This is a genomic window from Devosia sp. YIM 151766, from assembly GCF_030285925.1.
Lineage (GTDB): Bacteria > Pseudomonadota > Alphaproteobacteria > Rhizobiales > Devosiaceae > Devosia.
The window spans coordinates 2,250,111-2,267,878 of record NZ_CP127251.1 but is presented as its reverse complement, the minus strand read 5'-3'; the positions used below and the strand labels follow the sequence as shown (position 1 = coordinate 2,267,878).

Sequence of the window (17,768 nt, the reverse complement as noted above, 5' to 3'; positions counted from 1 at the left end):
CCCGTAATGACCATCATTGCGCTCGACAATGTCAGCAAAAGCTTTGGCGCTCTCAAGGTCGCCGACGCCATCTCCCTGGAGGTGCGCGAGGGCGAGGCGCTGGGCATTATCGGCCCCAATGGCGCCGGCAAGTCGACGCTGTTCAACCTCATCACCGGCAATCTCGCCGCCGATAGTGGCACCGTCCATTTCATGGGCGAGGATGTGACGCGCGCTTCGGCCATGCAGCGCTGCCTGAGCGGCATCGGCCGCTCGTTCCAGATTCCGCAGCCTTTCGGCAAGATGACGGTGTTCGAGAACCTGCTGGTCGCTGGCGCCTTCGGCCAGGGCCGCAGCGAGCGCAGCGTCGAGGCGCAATGCGCCGAGATCCTGGAGCGGACCGGCCTTATCTCCCGCGCCAATGCCATTGCCGACAGCCTATCGCTGCTGGAGCGCAAGCGCCTGGAATTGGCGCGCGCTTTGGCCACCGATCCCAAGCTTTTATTGCTCGACGAGATTGCCGGCGGACTGACCGAAGGCGAGTGCCGGCAACTCGTGGCCACGATCAAGGATATCCATGCTCGCGGCACCACCATCATCTGGATCGAACACGTCCTTTACGCGCTCAACTCGGTGGTGGAGCGGCTGCTGATCCTCGATTTCGGCAAGGTCATCGGCATCGGCGAACCGGCCGCCATTATGGCGAGCCCCCAGGTGCGCGAAATCTATCTGGGGATCGAGGTCTGATGCCCATCCTCTCCACCCATGGCCTTACCGCCCATTACGGCCAGTTTCAGGCGCTGTTCGGCGTCGATATCACACTGGAGCCGGGCGAATGCGTCGCCATTATCGGCGCCAATGGCGCCGGCAAGACCACGCTGATGCGGGCCTTGTCCGGCATTCTGAAGAGCGATGCCATGGCGATCCGCTTCAACGATGTGGCTGTGGGCGACCGTCCCGCCGACGAAATGCTCAAACGCGGCATCGCCATGGTGCCGGAAGGGCGCAAGCTCTTTCCGTCCCTCAGCGTCGAGGAAAACCTGCTGATCGGCGCGCATGCCCGCCGCCTGGACGGCCCCTGGACCCTCGAAGCGGTCTATGCGCTTTTTCCGATCCTCAAGGAGCGCCGCAACAGTCCCGGCACCGCGCTTTCCGGCGGCCAGCAACAGATGGTCGCCATCGGCCGGGCTCTGATGAGCAATCCTGACGTGTTGCTATGCGACGAAATCTCGTTGGGCCTCGCTCCGGTGGTCATCCGCGATATTTACAATGCACTGCCCCAGATCCGCTCGGGGGGCGCCGCCTTGATCATCGTCGAACAGGATATCGGGCAGGCGCTGAAAGTCGCCGACCGGGTCTATTGCATGATGGAAGGGCGGGTGACGCTGTCCGGGCCGGCCAAGGACCTCAGCCGCGAAGCCATCCACAATGCCTATTTCGGAGCGGCGGCATGAATTGGGTCGATACAATCGTTCAGGGCGTGCTGCTGGGCGGACTCTATGCTTTGTTCGCCACCGGGCTCAGCCTCGTGTTCGGCATCATGCGGCTGGTGAACCTGGCCCATGGCGATCTCATCATTCTGGGCGCCTATCTGATCCTGCTGATCATTTCGCTGCTGGGGCTCTCGCCCTTTCTGGCGGCGCTCATTGCCCTGCCGCTCATGTTCGGGCTGGGTTATGCGCTCCAGAAGGTGGTGCTCAACCGCGTTCTCGGTGAAGATATCCTGCCGCCGCTGCTGGTCACCTTCGGTATTTCCGTGGTGGTGCAGAATGCCTTGCTGCAGGGCGCTTCTGCCGATACGCGCCGCTTGCCCACCGGCGATATCGGCGTTGCCTCCATCAATCTCGGCCCGGTCACTGTAGGCGTTCTGCCCGTGCTCACCTTCGTTTCCGCATTGGCGGTCATCGTCATCCTCAACCAGGTATTCTATCGCACGGCCATGGGCCGCGCCTTCCGCGCCACCTCCGACGATCCCGTCACGGCCAGCCTTATGGGCATAAAGCCCAAGGCGGTCTTCGCCCAGGCGACCGGCATAGCAATGATGATCGTAACCATTGCGGCGCTCTATCTGGGCATGCGCGCCAATTTCGATCCCGCCATTGGGCCCGCGCGGCTGATCTATGCCTTTGAGGCGGTGATCATCGGCGGGCTGGGATCGCTGTGGGGTACGCTGGCCGGCGGGGTCATTATCGGCGTGGCGCAAACGCTGGGGGCGGCCATCAATCCCGAATGGCAAATCCTCGCCGGCCACGTCGCCTTCCTGCTCGTCCTGTTGTTCAAGCCGCGCGGGCTGTTCCCGCGGGCCTTCGATTGAGGCCCGCCCATGACTGATCCGACATCCCATGCTTATCGCGTCGAAACGCGCACCCGCATGTCGGTGGTCGCGGGCGTCGCGGCCATCGCGCTCGTTGCGGCGCTTGTCGTCCTGCCCGCCTTTGCGTCGCGGAGCCTCGTCCAGGATCTGTTTTTCATTCTCACCATGCTGACCCTGGCGCAGTTCTGGAACCTGCTGGCGGGTTATGGCGGCCTGGTCTCGGTCGGCCAGCAGGCCTTTGTCGGCATGGGCGCGTATGCGCTCTTCGCCGCCGTGATCCTGTGGGGGCTCGATCCCGTGCCGGCCATTCTTCTGGGCGGGCTGGCGGCGCTGGTACTGGCCGTGCCATTCGGTTTTTTCGCCTTCCGGCTGCAGGGCGCCTATTTCGCGATTGGTACCTGGGTCCTGGCCGAGGTCGTTCGCCTGGTCGTCGCGCAATGGCGCGCTGTCGGGGGCGGCACCGGCACGTCGCTGCCGCGTGACGCCACCGAGAACATCATGTTCACCGCCGCCATCGCCGAACTGTTTGGCGTCCGCGCTCCGGCAGCGCGGGACATCCTTGCCTATTGGCTGGCGCTGGCGCTCGCCATAATCGCCATTGGCGGCATCTACTGGCTGTTGCGCTCCAAGCGCGGCCTGGCGCTGGCGGCGATGCGCGACAACCCGCAGGCGGCGCGTTCGGTGGGCATTGACGCCCAAAGGATCAAATGGGTCGTTTTCCTGACGGCAGCGCTCGGCACCGGCCTCACCGGCGCGCTCATCTACATGCAAAAGGCCCGCATCTCGCCCGATGCGGCGTTCTCGCTCAATGACTGGACCGCCTATGTGATCTTCATCGTGGTCATCGGCGGCATCGGCACCATCGAGGGGCCGATCGTGGGCGTACTGGTCTTCTTCATCCTGCAAAGCCTGCTCGCCCAATACGGCGCCTGGTATCTGATGGTTCTCGGCCTGATCGGCATCGGGGTCATGTTGCTCGCGCCACGCGGGCTATGGGGAAGCTTCTCGGACCGCACCGGCATCCAGCTGTTTCCTATTCGGCGGCGCCTCGTCGGCGGTCCCCTCGCATCCAAAACTGCCGCAAGGGAGGAATAATCATGGCGGATATCACCACCGACGTCCTGGTCATCGGCACGGGCCCGGCCGGATCGGCCACCGCGGCCCTGCTCTCCACCTATGGCGTGGATAACCTGGTCATCAACCGCTACCGCTGGCTGGCCAATACGCCGCGCGCCCACATCACCAACCAGCGCACCATGGAAGTGCTGCGCGATCTGGGGCAGGAGGTCGAGCAGGAAGCCTATCTCTACGCGACCGAACAGGAGCTGATGGGCGAGAACATCTTCTGTGAGAGCCTGGCGGGCGAGGAAATCGGACGCATGAAGAGTTGGGGCAACCATCCCCTGTCCCGCGCCGAACACCTGCTATCCTCTCCCACCAGGATGAACGACCTGCCGCAGACCTATATGGAGCCGCTGCTGTTCAAGACGGCCTGCGCGCGGGGCTCGCAATCGCGCATGTCGACCGAATATCTGCGCCACGAGCAGGACGAGGAGGGGGTGACCACCACCTGCCTCGACCGCCTGACCGGCAAGGAGATTACCATCCGCTCCAGATATCTGGTCGGCGCCGATGGCGGCAATTCCAAGGTTGCCGAACATGACGACCTGCCCTTCGAAGGCCAGATGGGCGTGAGCGGATCGATGAACATCCATTTCCGCGCCGACCTCTCGCGTTACGTCGCCCATCGCCCCTCGGTGCTCTATTGGGTGATGCAGCCGGGCGCCGATGTCGGTGGCATCGGCATGGGGCTGGTGCGCATGGTGCGGCCCTGGCATGAATGGCTGATCGTCTGGGGTTACGACATCAACCAGCCGGCTCCGGTCGTCGACGCCGAATTCGCCACTGGCGTCGCCCGCCAATTGGTGGGCGATCCGGAGCTTGAGATCGAGTTGCTCTCGGCCAGCGTCTGGACCGTCAACAATATGTACGCCACCCATTTGCAGAAGGGGCGGGTATTCATCATGGGCGACGCCGCCCATCGGCATCCCCCCTCCAACGGGCTGGGCTCGAACACCTCGATCCAGGACGCCTTCAATCTGGCCTGGAAACTGGCGGCGGTGGTCAAGGGCCAGGCCGGCCCCGGCCTGCTCGACACCTATTCGGTGGAGCGCGCCCCGATCGCCAGGCAGATCGTCACCCGCGCCAATCAGTCCATCGGCGAGTTCGGCCCCATTTTCGAAGCCCTGGGCATGACTGGCGGCTCCGATATCGACAAAATTCGCGCCTCCATGGACGCCCGTTGCGACGCGACGCCGGCGGCCGAACTCCAGCGCGAGGCCCTGCGCCAGGCCATCGCCTTCAAGAAATACGAGTTCGACGCCCATGGCGTGGAAATGAACCAGCGCTACAAGTCCGATGGCGCGGTTACCGATGGCCAGATGGAGCCGAGCTTCGACCTTGATGCCGAACTGCATTACCAGTCGACTACCTGGCCCGGTGCTCGCGTGCCGCATGCCTGGCTTTTCGACAGCAGCGGCGCCAAGCATTCCATCCTCGACATTACCGGTAAGGGCCGCTTCACCATTCTCACGGGTATTGCGGGTGAAGCCTGGGCGAAAGCCGCCGAAACGGTCGCCAAGTCGCTGGGTATCGACCTCGTGGCCCATGTCATCGGGCCGCGCCGCGCGCTGGCCGATCTGGAAGGTTCATGGGCGCGGGCCCGGGAAGTCGCCGATGGCGGCTGCGTCCTGGTGCGGCCCGACCATCACGTCGCGTGGCGCGCCGAGGAAATGATGGCCGATCCGGCGGCCGAACTCACCCGCGTGCTGTCCTCGATCCTTGATCGCGACGCGCTTCCCGGCCGCCAGGCCGCCGAATAGGAGGTCATCCATGACCGATACAATCGACTATTTCACCGAAGAGCGCAGTGAAGAAGTGGTCAATGCCAGCATGGGCGCCGATATCTCCCCGCGGCTTGCCGCGGTGATGACCTCGCTGGTCAAGCATCTGCATGCCTTTGCCAAGGATGTGGAACTGAGCCAGGAGGAATGGGCCTATGCCATCGATTTCCTGACCCGCACCGGTCAGATGTGCGACGCCAATAGGCAGGAATTCATTCTCCTCAGCGACGTGCTGGGCTTGTCGATGCTGGTGGACGCCATCAATCATCGGCGGCCCTCGGGGGCTACCGAGAACACGGTGCTGGGGCCGTTTCATGTCCCCGGCGCTCCAGAATATCCCATGGGCACCGATATATCGCTCGATGGCAAGGGCGAGAGCTGTCTGTTTACCGGCCAAGTGCGCGATAGCGCCGGCAATCCGATCGAGGGCGCGCGCATCGATGTGTGGTGCGACAATGCCGATGGCTATTATGACGTGCAGCAGCCGGGCATTCAGCCGAAATGGAACAATCGCGGCATTTTCGTCACCGGCGCCGATGGCGCCTATAGTTTCCGCGGCATCCGTCCGGTTTCCTACCCCATCCCCGATGACGGCCCGGTGGGCCAAATGCTCGGCGCTCTCGGCCGCCATCCCAATCGTCCGGCCCATATGCATTTCATTGTCAGCGCTCCCGGCCATGAAACCATCGTCACCCATACCTTCGTCGATGGCGATCAATGGTTGAGCTCCGATGCCGTCTTCGGCGTCAAATCGTCACTTGTCGCGACAATGGAGGCAGCAGACGACACCGCCTGGCGCTCGACCTTCGATTTCGTGATAACCCGGGCAGAGCCGGCTTCCTGAGAGAAACAGAAACCGGAATGTACCAGCGGTTCTCGGCTGCAACCGCTGACCTTCTCCACGCGCCGGCGGCGGCGATCATGCCTGGCTTGGCATGGCCAACGCTGTCGGCGTGTCGAACTATTTGTGTGTCGGCACGTCAATTCTTGATAGGTCCGAAAGCAAACAAGCTGCGATATCGAGCCGCATCAAGCATTTGTTCGGAGAACACCCATGGCCTTTCGGGCTTGTCAGGGTACAAAGGTATCCGATTGCGAAAGGAGAATTCATGCTTCATCTCGACATTCCCACTAGAAATGAATTTGCTCTGGTGGCGGACAAGCGCGCCGATGCCTGCGTTTCGATTTATTTGAAAACAACGCCCGTTACCGAGAACATACAGGCGTCCCGCATCGAAATGAAAAATTTCATCAAGGAGGTGCAGCTTCAGCTCGAGGAAGCCGGTCTGGACAAAAGGCGGTTGGCTTTGCTGCTGGATGGCCTCAACGATCTGCTCGACGACGATGAGTTCTGGCGGTTTCAAGCGAACAGCCTCGCCGTCTTCGCCACGCCGGACAGCATCCAGACATATCGGCTGGCCAACGAGCTGACCTCCATGGTGCAGGTTTCCGACCGCTTCCATCTCAAGCCGCTGTTCCGGGCGATTACCTTTCCGCACTCGGCCTTCATTCTTGCTCTGTCGGAGAACGCCGTCCGGCTGGTGGAAATGAATGCCGATCTGCCGGCAAGCGAAATCAAGGTGCCGGGCCTGCCGAAGGATGCCGCGTCGGCGCTGGGGAAGTCCACGCTCAACGACCGCTCGTTCAGCGGCCGCATTCATGGTTCGGAAGGCCAGAATGTCCGGCTCCAGCAATATGTCCGACAGGTCGATGCAGCCCTGCGATCAGTTCTTGCCGGTCGCGAAACCCCGCTGATCCTGGCGGCGACAGGCAGGGTCGCGGAATTGTTCAAGCAGATCTGTTCCTATTCGGCCCTGTTGCCCGAGACGATCGCAGACAGCCCCGACCGGCTGACCGAAGCCGAACTGGTCGCACGGGCGCGGCCGGTTCTCGACAATGCCTATGCCAAGCAGGTTGCGGATATCAGGGCGGTGTTCGACAAGCGCGCTGGGGAACGCCGCACGACGACAGACATTTCCGACGCGGCGCGCGCGGCGACGTTCGGAGCGATCCAGACGCTGCTGGTCGACATCGATTCCGTTGTTGCCGGTTTTATCGACAATGAAAGCGGCGCCGTGACCTTCGTTGAGCAGGACGACGCCAAGGCCTATGGCGTGGTCGACCAGATCACCGCCCGCGCTTTCGTCAATGGCGCAACGGTGCTGGGGGTCCGGCGCGAGGACATTCCCGGCGGCGGCGACCTGGCGGCGATCCTGCGCTATCCGCATTGACAAGGAACGTGCAAGGGGGCGGCAGCCGTCCCCTTGCACTTACTCCGACGGGGAAGACGCTATGTCGATAAAGATCATATTGGTTGCGATGGCGTTGGAGGACGACAGTACGCAGGTCGCCGATCGGGCCATCGCTCTGGCCAATGAGCATAAAGCGCAACTCGTCGGCGTGCATATCGTCGAGACCCTGCCGCCTCGCGATCCCGACTTGCCGCTATCGATCGACACGGACGCGCTGTCGGCGATGATCAGGGAAGAGAGGGCCGGACAGCTTCAAGCCCTGCTCCAGAAAGCAGACAGGCCCGCAATCGTCCATATCGATGCTGGCAAGCCCCACGCAATCATTGAAACGCTGGCGCGCTCCCACCATGCCGACCTGATCGTCATCGGCCCCGGCATTGCCAGGAACTTGCGAGAAAAGGTCTTCGGTTCCACGGCGGATCGCGTGGTCAGATGTGCGCCCTGTCCCGTGCTGATCGTGCGCAAGCATGCGCTGGGGCCCTATGGCCATGTCGCTATCGGCGTCGATTTCTCCGATCATGCGAAAGCGGCCGCGCATTGCGCCGCGCGCGTGTCGCCCAGCGCATCGCGCGAGTTCATTCACACAATCGAAATTCCACTCGCATTCGAGCAGGCCATGCTCAAGGCGGGCACGCCGCAAGCCGAAATCGACCGCTATCGCCGGGCGAAAGCCAAGGCCGCCCGTCAGCAGGTCATGGACACATTCGGCGAGAACGGGCGGTTGCCGGAAGCGGCGCGGGTTAGAATCGTTCAGGGAAATCCGGCCATTGTCCTGCTCAATGCTTCGCGCCGGCGCGGAACGGACCTGGTGGCTCTCGGGACGCAGGGCGCGAACGCCGTGACCCAGCATCTGCTGGGAAGCGTTGCGCGCAAGGTCCTGGCCGGTTCGGGATGCGATGTTCTGGTGGTGCCGGATTCGGCAGTATAGCACCGGCTCGGGCCGAGAGGCCCGGTCAGCCCCTGGCGGCCCTTATCTTATGTCAGGCGTCTATCCGCCGACCGCTATCGGGGTCGAAGAAATGCGGCTCATGGGCGCCCAAGGCGATGGTGGCGGTTTGTCCGACGCGGTTATCGAGGCGGACCCGGTCGATAGTCACGATCTGGGGGCCGCCCACATCGATGAACAAATGCTGCTCCGCACCCATCGGGTCGATCTGGGTGATGGTTCCCGACAATCCGGCATCGGCAAGCACGAAATTTTCTGGACGGATGCCCATTTCGACCGAGCGGCCGGACAGAGCCATGTATTTCGGCGCAAGCGGCAGGGTGCCGGCAATGGTGCGGAACAGGACTTGTCCGCCTTCCGCTATCACCTCGCCATGGATGAGGTTCATCGACGGTGAGCCGATAAAGGTCGCCACGAACCGGTTGGCCGGACGCTCATAGAGCTCCTGCGGCGTTCCCAATTGTTCGAGCACCCCGCCATGCATGACGGCGATCCGATCGGCCATGGTCATGGCTTCCACCTGGTCGTGGGTCACATAGACGATGGTGCTGCCCAGCCGCTGGTGCAATTGCTTGATTTCGGACCGCATGGTGACGCGCAGCTTGGCGTCGAGATTGGAGAGCGGCTCGTCGAACAGGAAGACTTGCGGGTTACGCACAATGGCCCGGCCCATGGCGACGCGCTGACGCTGCCCGCCGGACAATTGGCGGGGATAGCGCTTGAGCAATGGGGTCAGCCCGAGAATTTCTGCGGCCTTGGCCACGGCGGCTTCCCGCTCGGCGCGCGATGCGCGCTTGAGTTCGAGCGAGAAGCCCATGTTTCGCGCCACTGTCATATGGGGATAGAGCGCGTAGTTCTGAAACACCATGGCGACGTCGCGCCCCTTGGGAGGGCGCTCCGTCACGTCTTCTTCGCCAATGTGGATTCGTCCGGCGGTTATGCCCTCAAGTCCGGCAATCGAGCGCAGTAGCGTCGATTTTCCGCATCCCGAGGGACCGACCAGAACCAGAAATTCGCCATCGGTGATGTCGATGTCGATATTCTTGAGGACTTCGACATCCCCGAAGGATTTCCGCACACCGTCGATACGAACCTTGGCCATGGTGTTTCTCCGGTCTTGATCAGGCTGCGACGAGCAACTGGTTCGGTTTGGTCCAGAACGGCGGGAAGCACAGCGGCGTCGAGGACAAGGGCAGAATGCAGTCCTTAAGCGTGATGCCGAGAACGTCGCGCATGAAGTCACGCCGTGCCTGCATGCGGGCATAGACTTCCGGATGCGTCTCGGCGATCCGGGCCCGCAATTGTTCATCAGCGATAACGACGCCATCCTCGCAGTTGAGCCCCTGGCCAGCGGCCATTGGCGCGGGAATGATATCCACCTGGAACACCATGCCGGACTTCACCACATCTTCGGACCCCGCGCGCAAGGGCGAGTTCATCCATTCGTCGTGGCTGATGAGGTGGCCGGGGTTCAGGGCCGGCCGCAGACCGACGGTGGCCAGTTCGGCTTCGACCGCCTTTGCCACGTCCTTGCCGGCCACGCCGATATCCACGGTCTCGTACCAGGCCCGCAACGCCCCAAAATAGGCAATGGCCTTTTCCAGGAAGGCATCGTCGTGATCGGCCATGAGGCCGGCGCGGCACGACAGGCCGCCCCAATAGCCCACGGCGGTGGTGACGCCGTCGCCCGGCCTGATCTGCCGGGCCGAGGGGCTGCGGAGGCCGATAACGGCTTCGGGCGCGGTGGCCGAACTCATCATCACATGGCAGTTCAGCGGCTCGCCGGCATATTCCATGAGCGCTGCGCATTGCAATTCGCTCATGCCGGGCTTGGAGCCCTGCACGATCTTCCACACGGCGGCGGAACTGCGCGCCGAGCCCCATTCAATCTGAGCGATTTCGTCGGCATCGACGATGGCGCGGATGCCATCGGCCGGGCTCATGAGGATCGCCGTCGCATCGGTGATCCGCCCGGAAGGGCCGGTCGCCGCGCGCAGGCTGTCCACAACGAAGGCGGGCACGAAGAAGGTCGGGGCGCTATCGCTCCACTCCTCGGCGACCAGGTATTTCCATCCGGCAAGGGCAATGGACTGGCCGCTCGAAATGCCGCATTCGCGCAATATGGCGATGAGATCGGGAGACTGGCTGCGATCCTGGCCCATGAGGCTGAAGCTTTGCGCCAGCACCCCGCGCGTGTTCGGCAGGATCGCCACGGGCGTATAGTCGATGCTTTCGTTGCCGGTGACGATGATGCGCTCGCCATTGCGGCCCAGCAAGAGCAAGGCTTCTTCGAAGCGCGGTTCGAAGCCGGTCAGGAAGGCGATATTGGCCAGGTGTTCGCGGTCGGCATAGACCACGACCCAATCGCTGGCGGCGCGGTTGATAAGCGAGGTTACGCGAGCCTCGTAGGTGGCGGCGGGCACTTTCGGGCGGGCCTCGGGCACACCGAAATCGGGAACGGAAATTTCCTTGAGGACGACGGTCATATCAAGCCTTCTTCTGTAAAGGGTGGTTGGATGTGGCTGTCAGCCGGTATAGGTGGAATTGCCCGGAGACCAAGCGAAGTCGGGGTCGGCCGGCAAGGCCGGGCGCACGATGTGGCGCCAATCGCGGTTTTCCAGGTCAAGCGAAACAGTGCCTTCGCTCAATAGCAGGATATGGCGGTGCGCGATGTCTTCGATGCGCGGGTGCAGATAGCCCAGCTTGACCACGAATGCGGTAAAGGCAGCGCGGTCAAGGCCCATGGAGTCGAAGTGCTCGGGCGTGGTTATGCCGATGGGCCGTGCGTGGAAGGTCGCCACGATATCGCCGAAACGGATCGCGGTCCAGGCTGCCTCGACGCTGCGATAGGGCTGGAAGCCGGAGAGGTGCAGTTCTTCGCCGCCATTGATGATCTCGCCGGTGACAACCTTCTTCGTGCCTGCGAGGCTGATATGCTCATCGCCCAGCGTGATCTCGATCTGGGCGCCGATGCCTGCCCGGAGCGCTTTCCGCACCAGTTGCGGCGCCGTGATGCCTGCGACAACGGCCTTAGGCGGGGCTGGCAGGTCGAGCATCGCCTGCAATATGCCGGTCAGGTCCCCCGGCGCGCCGGCGGTGGTGTTGTCGCCGGAATCGCTGACGAAGACCGGCCCCTCCGTTGCCGCGGCCAAGCGCGCAAGGCCCTCGGTCACGCTGGCTGTCTCCATGCGCAGCACGAAGTCGTGGCGTCGTTGCCAGATGTCATTCGCCAATTCCTGCGCGCAGGAAGTTGCCAGTTCGGCGTCGCCATCGCTGGTGACGAGCGCCGTCATGCCGCCCCAGGGGACGTCGTTGAAGGCGAAGCCGACGAGAATATTGGCTTCCATGATTCCGTCCCGCGCATCGTATGAAGCAAGGCTCGCGTAAAGGCTCGCTCCGGGTTCGGTGGTGGTCACCGCCGCCTCGCCGGCGGTCAGGATCGGAATCGTGACGGCGGAGATATGCGGCTTGATGCCGGTGCGCAGCACGCGCAATAGCTGATCGGTGGTGCGATAGCCAGTCTGGCGATCGTCGCGATGCGGCGCGGTTCGCAGCGCGCTGATGACGGTCGCCAACTCGATGAATCGCGGGCTCATATGGCCGTGCAGATCCAGCGAAGCGCCGACCGGCACGTCCGGGCCGACCGCTTCGCGAACCGCCTCGAGAAAGTCCGCATCGGGCTGGACGGTGAGACCATCCACTTCGAGCGCGCCGTGATTGATGACAACCACACCATCGAAAGGACCGTTTTGCCGCAGCAATTCGACAGTTTCCTTCCGGATCGCGGCATAATTATCGGATGTCAGCGCGCCGCCGGGCAAAGCGGTCGCCCACATCAGCGGCACGGCCAGGACATGGTCGTCTTCGGCCAGGCGCTGCAGGACGCCGCGCACCATCCACAGATCGCCATCGATCATTTCCTGGCCGCGATAAATCTGCATGTCTGCCTGTTCCGTCTTGAGCGGCGAGCCGATCAGGCACTCAACGGAAAGGCCGACAATGGCAATTCGCAATTCAGTCATGAGATGGTCCTTGGAAAATAAGCGCTCACCACGGGAATGGTCCGTCGGCGTTAAGATAGGAAAGTCCCTGCAGAGCCACCGCCAGGGGGCCGTGGGAATGCGGCTTCTGCGAAAGCTTTGAAATCAGGATCGTGCAATGCGCCAATGCCTCGGGCAGGGCATGACGGCGCAATATGCGTTCCGCCGGCGGCATCAGGTGGGGTGCCAGCACTGCCAGCCCGCCGCCGATCACGATATTGGGCGGGTTGAGCAGGTTGATGAAGTTGGATAGCGCCAGGCCGAGAATCTGGCCGGCTTCATCGAGCACGCCCAATGCTTCCGGAATTCCCTGATCCGCCAATGCCTTCATCTCGGGAAATGAATTGGCGACGAGGCCGGTCCCCTTGAAGCTTTGGCGCAAAGCGGGCCCGGAAATATAGGCGGAGAGACAGCCGCCATCGCCGCATTGGCAGGTCCGGCCAAAGGGCACGATCTTGGTGTGGCCAATTTCGCCTGCAATGCCAAGCGAGCCGGCGTAAATCGCGCCCTCCAGATAGAGCGCGCCGCCAACGCCCGAATGGGAATCGATGAACACGTAGTCGTCGACGTCCACGCAACAGCCGAACAGGCGTTCGGCCAGCCCGGCGCCGCGTGCGTCATTGTCCACCCAGACGCGCTGGCCGAGACGCTGGCTCAGTTCGCCCGCGACGTCGACAGTGCCCCAGCGGAAATTCGACGAGGAAATGAGTTTGCCGCTGCGATCGACCAGACCGGGCAGGCAGACCCCGATGGAGCGCACCTCGGCCAGGGATTTGCCGCTCTGGTCGAGATGCGTCGATACCGCCGCGGCCACGCTGTCGGCGAATTCGTTCTCGTGCACGACGGCAGGATATTCGCTGGTGTGCAGCAGATGTCCGTCTATGCCGGCAGAGATGACCACAAGACGCTCCGGTTCGATATCGATGCCGAGCATCATTCCGGCGGCGCCATTGAGCTTGAAGCTTTCCGATGGCCGCCCGCGACCCTTGCGGGTTTCATCCGCGACGCGCTCCAGAAGCCGCAGGGAATCGAACTGATTGATGACGGCCGAGATGGTGGATTTGTCGATGCCGGTGCGGTCGCCGATTTCGCGCTGGGATATGCCCGGCTGCAGGCGGATGGCGTGAAAAATCTCGATCGAATTCGCCCTCCGCAGCACCGATGAATGCGATCCGGCCACTCCCCTGCTATCTCTGATCATTTTATCCGATGCTCGCACTAATCTTGAGGTTCGCAGCCCTGACGCAGCTTCTTCAGGCCATAATTTCTGCGTATTTTTGATCTATCCATGCAGTTATGTGCGCTATCGAGCAGTATGGTTGGACTTTTTGGCAGTCTTCTCGAGTGAAAAGTACAATGAACATTGTAAATTCTACCAAAAAATTACATGATTGCTCTATATGACGGGCCATTACTGGCCAATCTTTCTATAAGCTCTCAATTCTTTATGCTGTCGCTTGACTCTTGGTAAAGCTCGTCGTTATCATTTTTCCTAGGATCAGAAAAAAAGATCCGCAAGTCAAGGGAGATTTGATGATGAAGAAACTTGGAGCCGCTATCGCGCTCTCCACCATGCTCTCCACCTCCGCTCACGCGCAGGACGCCAGCCAGGTCTGGCACTATTGGGGTGGTGGCGCCGAACTCGATGCTGTCGAGGCATTGCTGTCCGTTGCCAATGAGCAATCGCCCGAAACCCCCATTGTGGGGCAGGATTTCCCCGGCAACGCGATCGAATTGCGGCGGCAATTGCAGACGGCATTGCTCGGCGGCACACCGCCGGCGGCCTATCAGAGTTCCATGGGCTATGAACTCAAGACCTTTGCCGATGCAGGTCAGCTTCGTGACATTTCCCCGCTTTGGGATGAGTTCGGTGGCGACCGGATTTTCCCTGTCGGGCTGCAACGCGTGATGAAAGTGGAAGGCGTGCCTTACGCCGTGCCGCTCAATATGCATGCGATCAGCAATATCTTCTACAACAAGGCGCTGGTCGACGAACTCGGTATCGCCATTCCCACGACCTTCGAGGAATTGCAGGCGGCTTGCGAAGCTATCGAAGCGGCCGGCAAAGGCTGCCTGGCCAATGCCGGTGGACCCTTCTGGAGCCTCTACAATTTCTACGTGCCACTGATCGCCGCCGTGGGCGCGGAAGGCTATTTCCAGCTCGGTTCGGGCGAATTGTCTTTCGACAGCGATGAGTTCCGCGCCGCGCTGGCCAATTACCGCGACACCTATGCCAAGCATTATATCGCCAACTGGTCGGGTAAAACCTGGCCGCAGGGTGCCGATGACGTTGTCGCCGGCAGGGCGGTGTTCTACCAGATGGGCGATTGGGCTGCGGGCTATTTCAAGGATGTCGGGCTGGAGGCGATCACCGATTACGATTTCTTCGCGGCGCCGGGCACGGGCGGGGCAGTGGTGATCCAAGTGGATGCCATCGCGACGCCGAACGGCACCGAAATGTCCAATGCGGCCGCCGACGCCTTGCTGCGGGCTGCCGCGGGGCCGGAAGGTCAGGCCGCGTTCAACGTCCATAAGGGCTCGGTCGCCGCCAATCTGGAAACGCCGACCGACATCTATGACGCCATCGGGGTCAAGACCTATGAGACGATGATGGCGGCCGAACAGAATGGCGCCGTTCTGCCCAATCTGTTCTTCCTGCTGCCAACCGAATTGGGTTCGGAACTGGGCGTACAGATCGAGCGCTTTGCCGCCGACCCGTCCGACGCGACGATGGAATCGGCGATTGCCACGCTGGAGAATCTGCGCCTGTCCGCCAAGGATCAGGGCCTGTTCGTGACTTGGTAATCCCGGGGCCTCCCTCCTGGGCCAAGGAGGCGGCTGTCTTCGGGCAGCCGCCTCTCGCTGAAATCCGACGACCAAATCCGCCTATATCGGAGCAGACGACATGGCAAAAGATCCTCCGGCCCCCTGGCAAAGCGGCTCGATGCGCGTCTATGCCCTTTTTCTAGCGCTGCCTGTCGGCATGTTCTGCCTTTTTTATATCTATCCGGTCTTCGAGACCTTCGTTCTTGCCTTTCAGCGTTGGGATGGCTTGTCACCCAATCGGGTGGATGTGGGTTTCGGCAATTTCGCGGCCCTGCTGCGCGATGGCCGTTTCCATAACTCCTTGCTCAACAATCTGCGCTGGCTGGTCTTCTATGTTCTTGCCCCAACCGGGCTAGGCCTGGCGCTGGCGCTGCTGGCCAATTCGCTGGTGCATGGACGCGGGCTGGCGAAATTCGTCTATTTCCTTCCCTATACATTGCCGCCCGTGGCGGTCGCCGCCATCTGGCGTTGGCTTTATGAGCCCAGTGCGGGGCTCATCACCCGTGTGCTGGAGGAAATCGGCCTCGGCTTTCTGGCGCAGAACTGGATCGGCGATACCGCCATCGTCACCTATTCGCTGATGGTGTCGGCGGCATGGTGGTCGGTGGGCTTCTCGTTCATCGTATTTTTCGCCGGCTTGCAGAACCTGCCACGTGAATGTCTGGAGGCGGCGCGCATCGATGGCGCCAGCGCCTGGCAGACTTTCACCAAGGTGACCTTTCCGCTGCTCTGGCCTTCCACCGCTGTGGCTCTGGGAATGTCCAGCGTCGACGCCATGCGCCTTTTCGACATCGTCTGGGCGACGACCGCCGGCGGCCCCGCCTATGCGTCCGACGTGCTGGCAACGCAGATGTTCGACGTCGCCTTCGGACGGCTCAAAATGGGCGAAGCAAGCGCCATCGCGGTCTTCATGCTGCTCATCTCCGCCGCAGTAATCCTGCCGTTCATCATCTATATGGCCCGCCGCGTCGAGGAGGCCTCCAATGATCAATGATCAAAGCACATCCTGGCTCAGGCATGGACTGGCCCTGATCGTCGGTCTGTTGATGGCAGTGCCGATCCTGGTCGCCATCAATACCTCGCTGAAGACCCCGGCAGAGGTGCTCGACGTGCTGTCGCTGCCCTTCGCCCCGACCTTCGACAATTATGCCGAAGCATGGCGGCGGCTCGGACCGACCTTTGCCAACAGCCTGATGATCACCGTGCCGGGCGTTGCGCTTTCCGTGCTGGTCGGCGCCATCGCCGCCTATCCGCTGGCCCAGATCAAAGGGCGGCTGGGCTTTGTCATCTATATGTTCCTGCTCACGGGCATGCTCGTGCCCTACCAGATCGTCCAGATTCCGCTGTTCTCGCTGATGCGCAATCTGGGGCTTTACAATTCCATACCGGGCATGTGGCTGGTCCACGTCGCCTATGGCGTACCGATTTGCACTTTCTTCATGCGCAATTTCTTCGCGTCGGTGCCGCGCTCCATGTTCGAAGCGGCGCTTCTGGATGGCTGTGGACACGGCCAATATTTCTACAAGGTCCTCTTGCCGGCATCCGGGTCCGGTCTGGCCGCGCTCAGCGTCATTCAGAGCCGTGCCGTCTGGAACGATCTTCTGTTTGCCATGACCCTGACCAATAACGACAATGCCCGTCCCGTAACGGTCGCCCTCAACGCCTTGACCAGCGGCTTTCAGGTGCAACACGGCACCCTGATGGCGGCGACCATCATCACGATCGGCCCCATTCTTCTGGCATACCTGCTCTTCCAGCGGGCGTTTGTCGCGGGCGTTCTGGGTGGCAGTTCGAAATAGGGTCGCGACGCCGAGGCGGCATGATCGGCTTGGGTCAGGACTTCGACGGTGGAGGCGGCACTTGCAGGAGTTGGTCGGCTTCACGCTGCCGCAGGCAACGGTCCAGGGCCTTGAACCAATATTCCTGCTCTTTTCCTTCCGGCCGGCCGTCCTGCTCCCAGAGGAAATAGGCCGTCTGCCGTACGGAATGCTCAAATTCCGGATCGATCCAAGGATCCTTGGTCACGTCATCGCATCCTGCGTCAGGTTTGGCCGGCCCAAATACCGGGCTCGAAGTCAACGGGGCTCCATGACATTGGCTCCCGGCTTTTGGAACAAAAGCGTGCTGAGTATTGTTCCAGCAGGGAAGGGAGCGGATCATGCATTACCGGCAGATAGAAATCGGGGAAGACGCGCCTGACGCCGTTACCGTCGGCATCGAGCGCGGCGAGAACGGTTCACCAATAGCCTCCATCTGGTGGCCCGCGCGCCCGGATGCGGATGCCGATGAGGCGATGTGCAATTCCGTCGAGGAGGCCTTGGAAAAAGCCGAGGCCGCGCGGGAATTATATGGCTTTTCCGAGATCGTCATCGCTCTTCAAAGCAGCGACCTCTGGCAGCCGGCCTGGGGCGAATTGGGCCCGGCGCCGCTTCGGCTCAATGAGGCGGAAGCGCTGGAGCTGGCCAGGGCGACAGAGGCCAGCCGCGACGCGTGACGGGCGAAAATGCT

At 62.0% G+C, this 17,768-nt stretch carries 17 protein-coding genes; 12 read left to right on the top strand and 5 right to left on the bottom strand.

Going from position 1 to position 17,768, the window contains the following annotated elements:
- Positions 1-6 precede the first annotated feature (6 nt).
- From O9Z70_RS11120 to O9Z70_RS11085, 8 genes are all read left to right on the top strand, one after another.
- Positions 7-726 (top strand): ABC transporter ATP-binding protein, encoded by a 720-nt coding sequence (locus O9Z70_RS11120; RefSeq protein ID WP_286018894.1) that lies wholly within the window; start codon positions 7-9, stop codon positions 724-726.
- A complete protein-coding gene (locus O9Z70_RS11115) occupies positions 726-1,433 on the top strand; it encodes an ABC transporter ATP-binding protein (RefSeq protein WP_286018887.1) in 708 nt (235 codons plus the stop codon). Before O9Z70_RS11120 ends, O9Z70_RS11115 begins: the two co-directional genes overlap by 1 nt.
- Positions 1,430-2,293, top strand: a complete 864-nt coding sequence (locus tag O9Z70_RS11110; protein ID WP_286018886.1) for a branched-chain amino acid ABC transporter permease — start codon at positions 1,430-1,432, stop codon at positions 2,291-2,293. Before O9Z70_RS11115 ends, O9Z70_RS11110 begins: the two co-directional genes overlap by 4 nt.
- Before the next feature lie 9 nt (positions 2,294-2,302).
- Complete coding sequence (locus tag O9Z70_RS11105; protein ID WP_286018885.1) at positions 2,303-3,388, top strand: branched-chain amino acid ABC transporter permease; 1,086 nt, start codon at positions 2,303-2,305, stop codon at positions 3,386-3,388.
- 2 nt (positions 3,389-3,390) lie between these two features.
- Positions 3,391-5,175: an FAD-dependent oxidoreductase gene (locus tag O9Z70_RS11100; RefSeq protein ID WP_286018884.1), complete on the top strand. Its 1,785-nt coding sequence runs from the start codon at positions 3,391-3,393 to the stop codon at positions 5,173-5,175.
- 10 nt (positions 5,176-5,185) lie between these two features.
- Positions 5,186-6,040, top strand: a complete 855-nt coding sequence (locus tag O9Z70_RS11095; protein ID WP_286018883.1) for an intradiol ring-cleavage dioxygenase — start codon at positions 5,186-5,188, stop codon at positions 6,038-6,040.
- Between the two features lie 265 nt (positions 6,041-6,305).
- Positions 6,306-7,427: a baeRF11 domain-containing protein gene (locus tag O9Z70_RS11090; RefSeq protein WP_286018882.1), complete on the top strand. Its 1,122-nt coding sequence runs from the start codon at positions 6,306-6,308 to the stop codon at positions 7,425-7,427.
- Between the two features lie 61 nt (positions 7,428-7,488).
- Positions 7,489-8,376: a universal stress protein gene (locus O9Z70_RS11085; RefSeq protein WP_286018881.1), complete on the top strand. Its 888-nt coding sequence runs from the start codon at positions 7,489-7,491 to the stop codon at positions 8,374-8,376.
- A gap of 52 nt (positions 8,377-8,428) precedes the next feature.
- Here the strand turns inward: O9Z70_RS11085 and O9Z70_RS11080 are convergent, their stop codons facing one another.
- The 4 genes from O9Z70_RS11080 to O9Z70_RS11065 are packed head-to-tail and all read right to left on the bottom strand — an operon-like array spanning position 8,429 to position 13,635.
- The gene (locus tag O9Z70_RS11080; protein ID WP_286018880.1) at positions 8,429-9,496 is read right to left on the bottom strand and encodes an ABC transporter ATP-binding protein; all 1,068 of its coding nucleotides are present in this window, start codon (positions 9,494-9,496) and stop codon (positions 8,429-8,431) included.
- 19 nt (positions 9,497-9,515) lie between these two features.
- Positions 9,516-10,880, bottom strand: a complete 1,365-nt coding sequence (locus O9Z70_RS11075; protein WP_286018879.1) for a M24 family metallopeptidase — start codon at positions 10,878-10,880, stop codon at positions 9,516-9,518.
- Between the two features lie 39 nt (positions 10,881-10,919).
- Positions 10,920-12,416, bottom strand: a complete 1,497-nt coding sequence (locus tag O9Z70_RS11070) for a M81 family metallopeptidase (protein ID WP_286018878.1) — start codon at positions 12,414-12,416, stop codon at positions 10,920-10,922.
- Positions 12,417-12,441: 25 nt separating this feature from the next.
- Positions 12,442-13,635, bottom strand: coding sequence for an ROK family transcriptional regulator (locus O9Z70_RS11065; protein WP_286018877.1), 1,194 nt, complete (start codon positions 13,633-13,635; stop codon positions 12,442-12,444).
- 332 nt (positions 13,636-13,967) lie between these two features.
- On the opposite strand from O9Z70_RS11065, the gene O9Z70_RS11060 reads away from it, so the two are divergent.
- The 3 genes from O9Z70_RS11060 to O9Z70_RS11050 all read left to right on the top strand — a co-directional run bounded on the left by O9Z70_RS11060 (position 13,968) and on the right by O9Z70_RS11050 (position 17,059).
- On the top strand, positions 13,968-15,239 hold the full coding sequence (locus O9Z70_RS11060) for an ABC transporter substrate-binding protein (protein ID WP_286018876.1): 1,272 nt from the start codon (positions 13,968-13,970) through the stop codon (positions 15,237-15,239).
- A 100-nt stretch (positions 15,240-15,339) separates the two neighbouring features.
- On the top strand, positions 15,340-16,254 hold the full coding sequence (locus O9Z70_RS11055; protein WP_286018875.1) for a carbohydrate ABC transporter permease: 915 nt from the start codon (positions 15,340-15,342) through the stop codon (positions 16,252-16,254).
- Positions 16,244-17,059, top strand: a complete 816-nt coding sequence (locus O9Z70_RS11050; RefSeq protein WP_286018874.1) for a carbohydrate ABC transporter permease — start codon at positions 16,244-16,246, stop codon at positions 17,057-17,059. The genes O9Z70_RS11055 and O9Z70_RS11050 overlap by 11 nt, the downstream gene beginning before the upstream one ends.
- A gap of 34 nt (positions 17,060-17,093) precedes the next feature.
- Here O9Z70_RS11050 and O9Z70_RS11045 read toward each other — a convergent pair whose 3' ends face one another.
- Positions 17,094-17,285, bottom strand: coding sequence for a DUF2934 domain-containing protein (locus tag O9Z70_RS11045; protein ID WP_286018873.1), 192 nt, complete (start codon positions 17,283-17,285; stop codon positions 17,094-17,096).
- Positions 17,286-17,418: 133 nt separating this feature from the next.
- Between O9Z70_RS11045 and O9Z70_RS11040 the strand changes: the two genes are divergently transcribed.
- Complete coding sequence (locus tag O9Z70_RS11040) at positions 17,419-17,754, top strand: hypothetical protein (RefSeq protein WP_286018872.1); 336 nt, start codon at positions 17,419-17,421, stop codon at positions 17,752-17,754.
- Positions 17,755-17,768: the final 14 nt, after the last annotated feature.

Excerpts from the sequence above, each read along its gene's own strand:
- O9Z70_RS11115 (WP_286018887.1), top strand. The coding sequence starts at position 726 with ATGCCCATCCTCTCCACCCATGGCCTTACCGCCCATTACGGCCAGTTT.
- O9Z70_RS11085 (WP_286018881.1), top strand. The coding sequence starts at position 7,489 with ATGTCGATAAAGATCATATTGGTTGCGATGGCGTTGGAGGACGACAGT.
- O9Z70_RS11065 (WP_286018877.1), bottom strand. The coding sequence starts at position 13,635 with ATGATCAGAGATAGCAGGGGAGTGGCCGGATCGCATTCATCGGTGCTG.
- O9Z70_RS11070 (WP_286018878.1), bottom strand. The coding sequence starts at position 12,416 with ATGACTGAATTGCGAATTGCCATTGTCGGCCTTTCCGTTGAGTGCCTG.
- O9Z70_RS11100 (WP_286018884.1), top strand. The coding sequence starts at position 3,391 with ATGGCGGATATCACCACCGACGTCCTGGTCATCGGCACGGGCCCGGCC.
- O9Z70_RS11075 (WP_286018879.1), bottom strand. The coding sequence starts at position 10,880 with ATGACCGTCGTCCTCAAGGAAATTTCCGTTCCCGATTTCGGTGTGCCC.
- O9Z70_RS11110 (WP_286018886.1), top strand. The coding sequence starts at position 1,430 with ATGAATTGGGTCGATACAATCGTTCAGGGCGTGCTGCTGGGCGGACTC.
- O9Z70_RS11055 (WP_286018875.1), top strand. The coding sequence starts at position 15,340 with ATGGCAAAAGATCCTCCGGCCCCCTGGCAAAGCGGCTCGATGCGCGTC.
- O9Z70_RS11105 (WP_286018885.1), top strand. The coding sequence starts at position 2,303 with ATGACTGATCCGACATCCCATGCTTATCGCGTCGAAACGCGCACCCGC.
- O9Z70_RS11040 (WP_286018872.1), top strand. The coding sequence starts at position 17,419 with ATGCATTACCGGCAGATAGAAATCGGGGAAGACGCGCCTGACGCCGTT.
- O9Z70_RS11050 (WP_286018874.1), top strand. The coding sequence starts at position 16,244 with ATGATCAATGATCAAAGCACATCCTGGCTCAGGCATGGACTGGCCCTG.
- O9Z70_RS11120 (WP_286018894.1), top strand. The coding sequence starts at position 7 with ATGACCATCATTGCGCTCGACAATGTCAGCAAAAGCTTTGGCGCTCTC.
- O9Z70_RS11060 (WP_286018876.1), top strand. The coding sequence starts at position 13,968 with ATGATGAAGAAACTTGGAGCCGCTATCGCGCTCTCCACCATGCTCTCC.
- O9Z70_RS11090 (WP_286018882.1), top strand. The coding sequence starts at position 6,306 with ATGCTTCATCTCGACATTCCCACTAGAAATGAATTTGCTCTGGTGGCG.
- O9Z70_RS11095 (WP_286018883.1), top strand. The coding sequence starts at position 5,186 with ATGACCGATACAATCGACTATTTCACCGAAGAGCGCAGTGAAGAAGTG.
- O9Z70_RS11080 (WP_286018880.1), bottom strand. The coding sequence starts at position 9,496 with ATGGCCAAGGTTCGTATCGACGGTGTGCGGAAATCCTTCGGGGATGTC.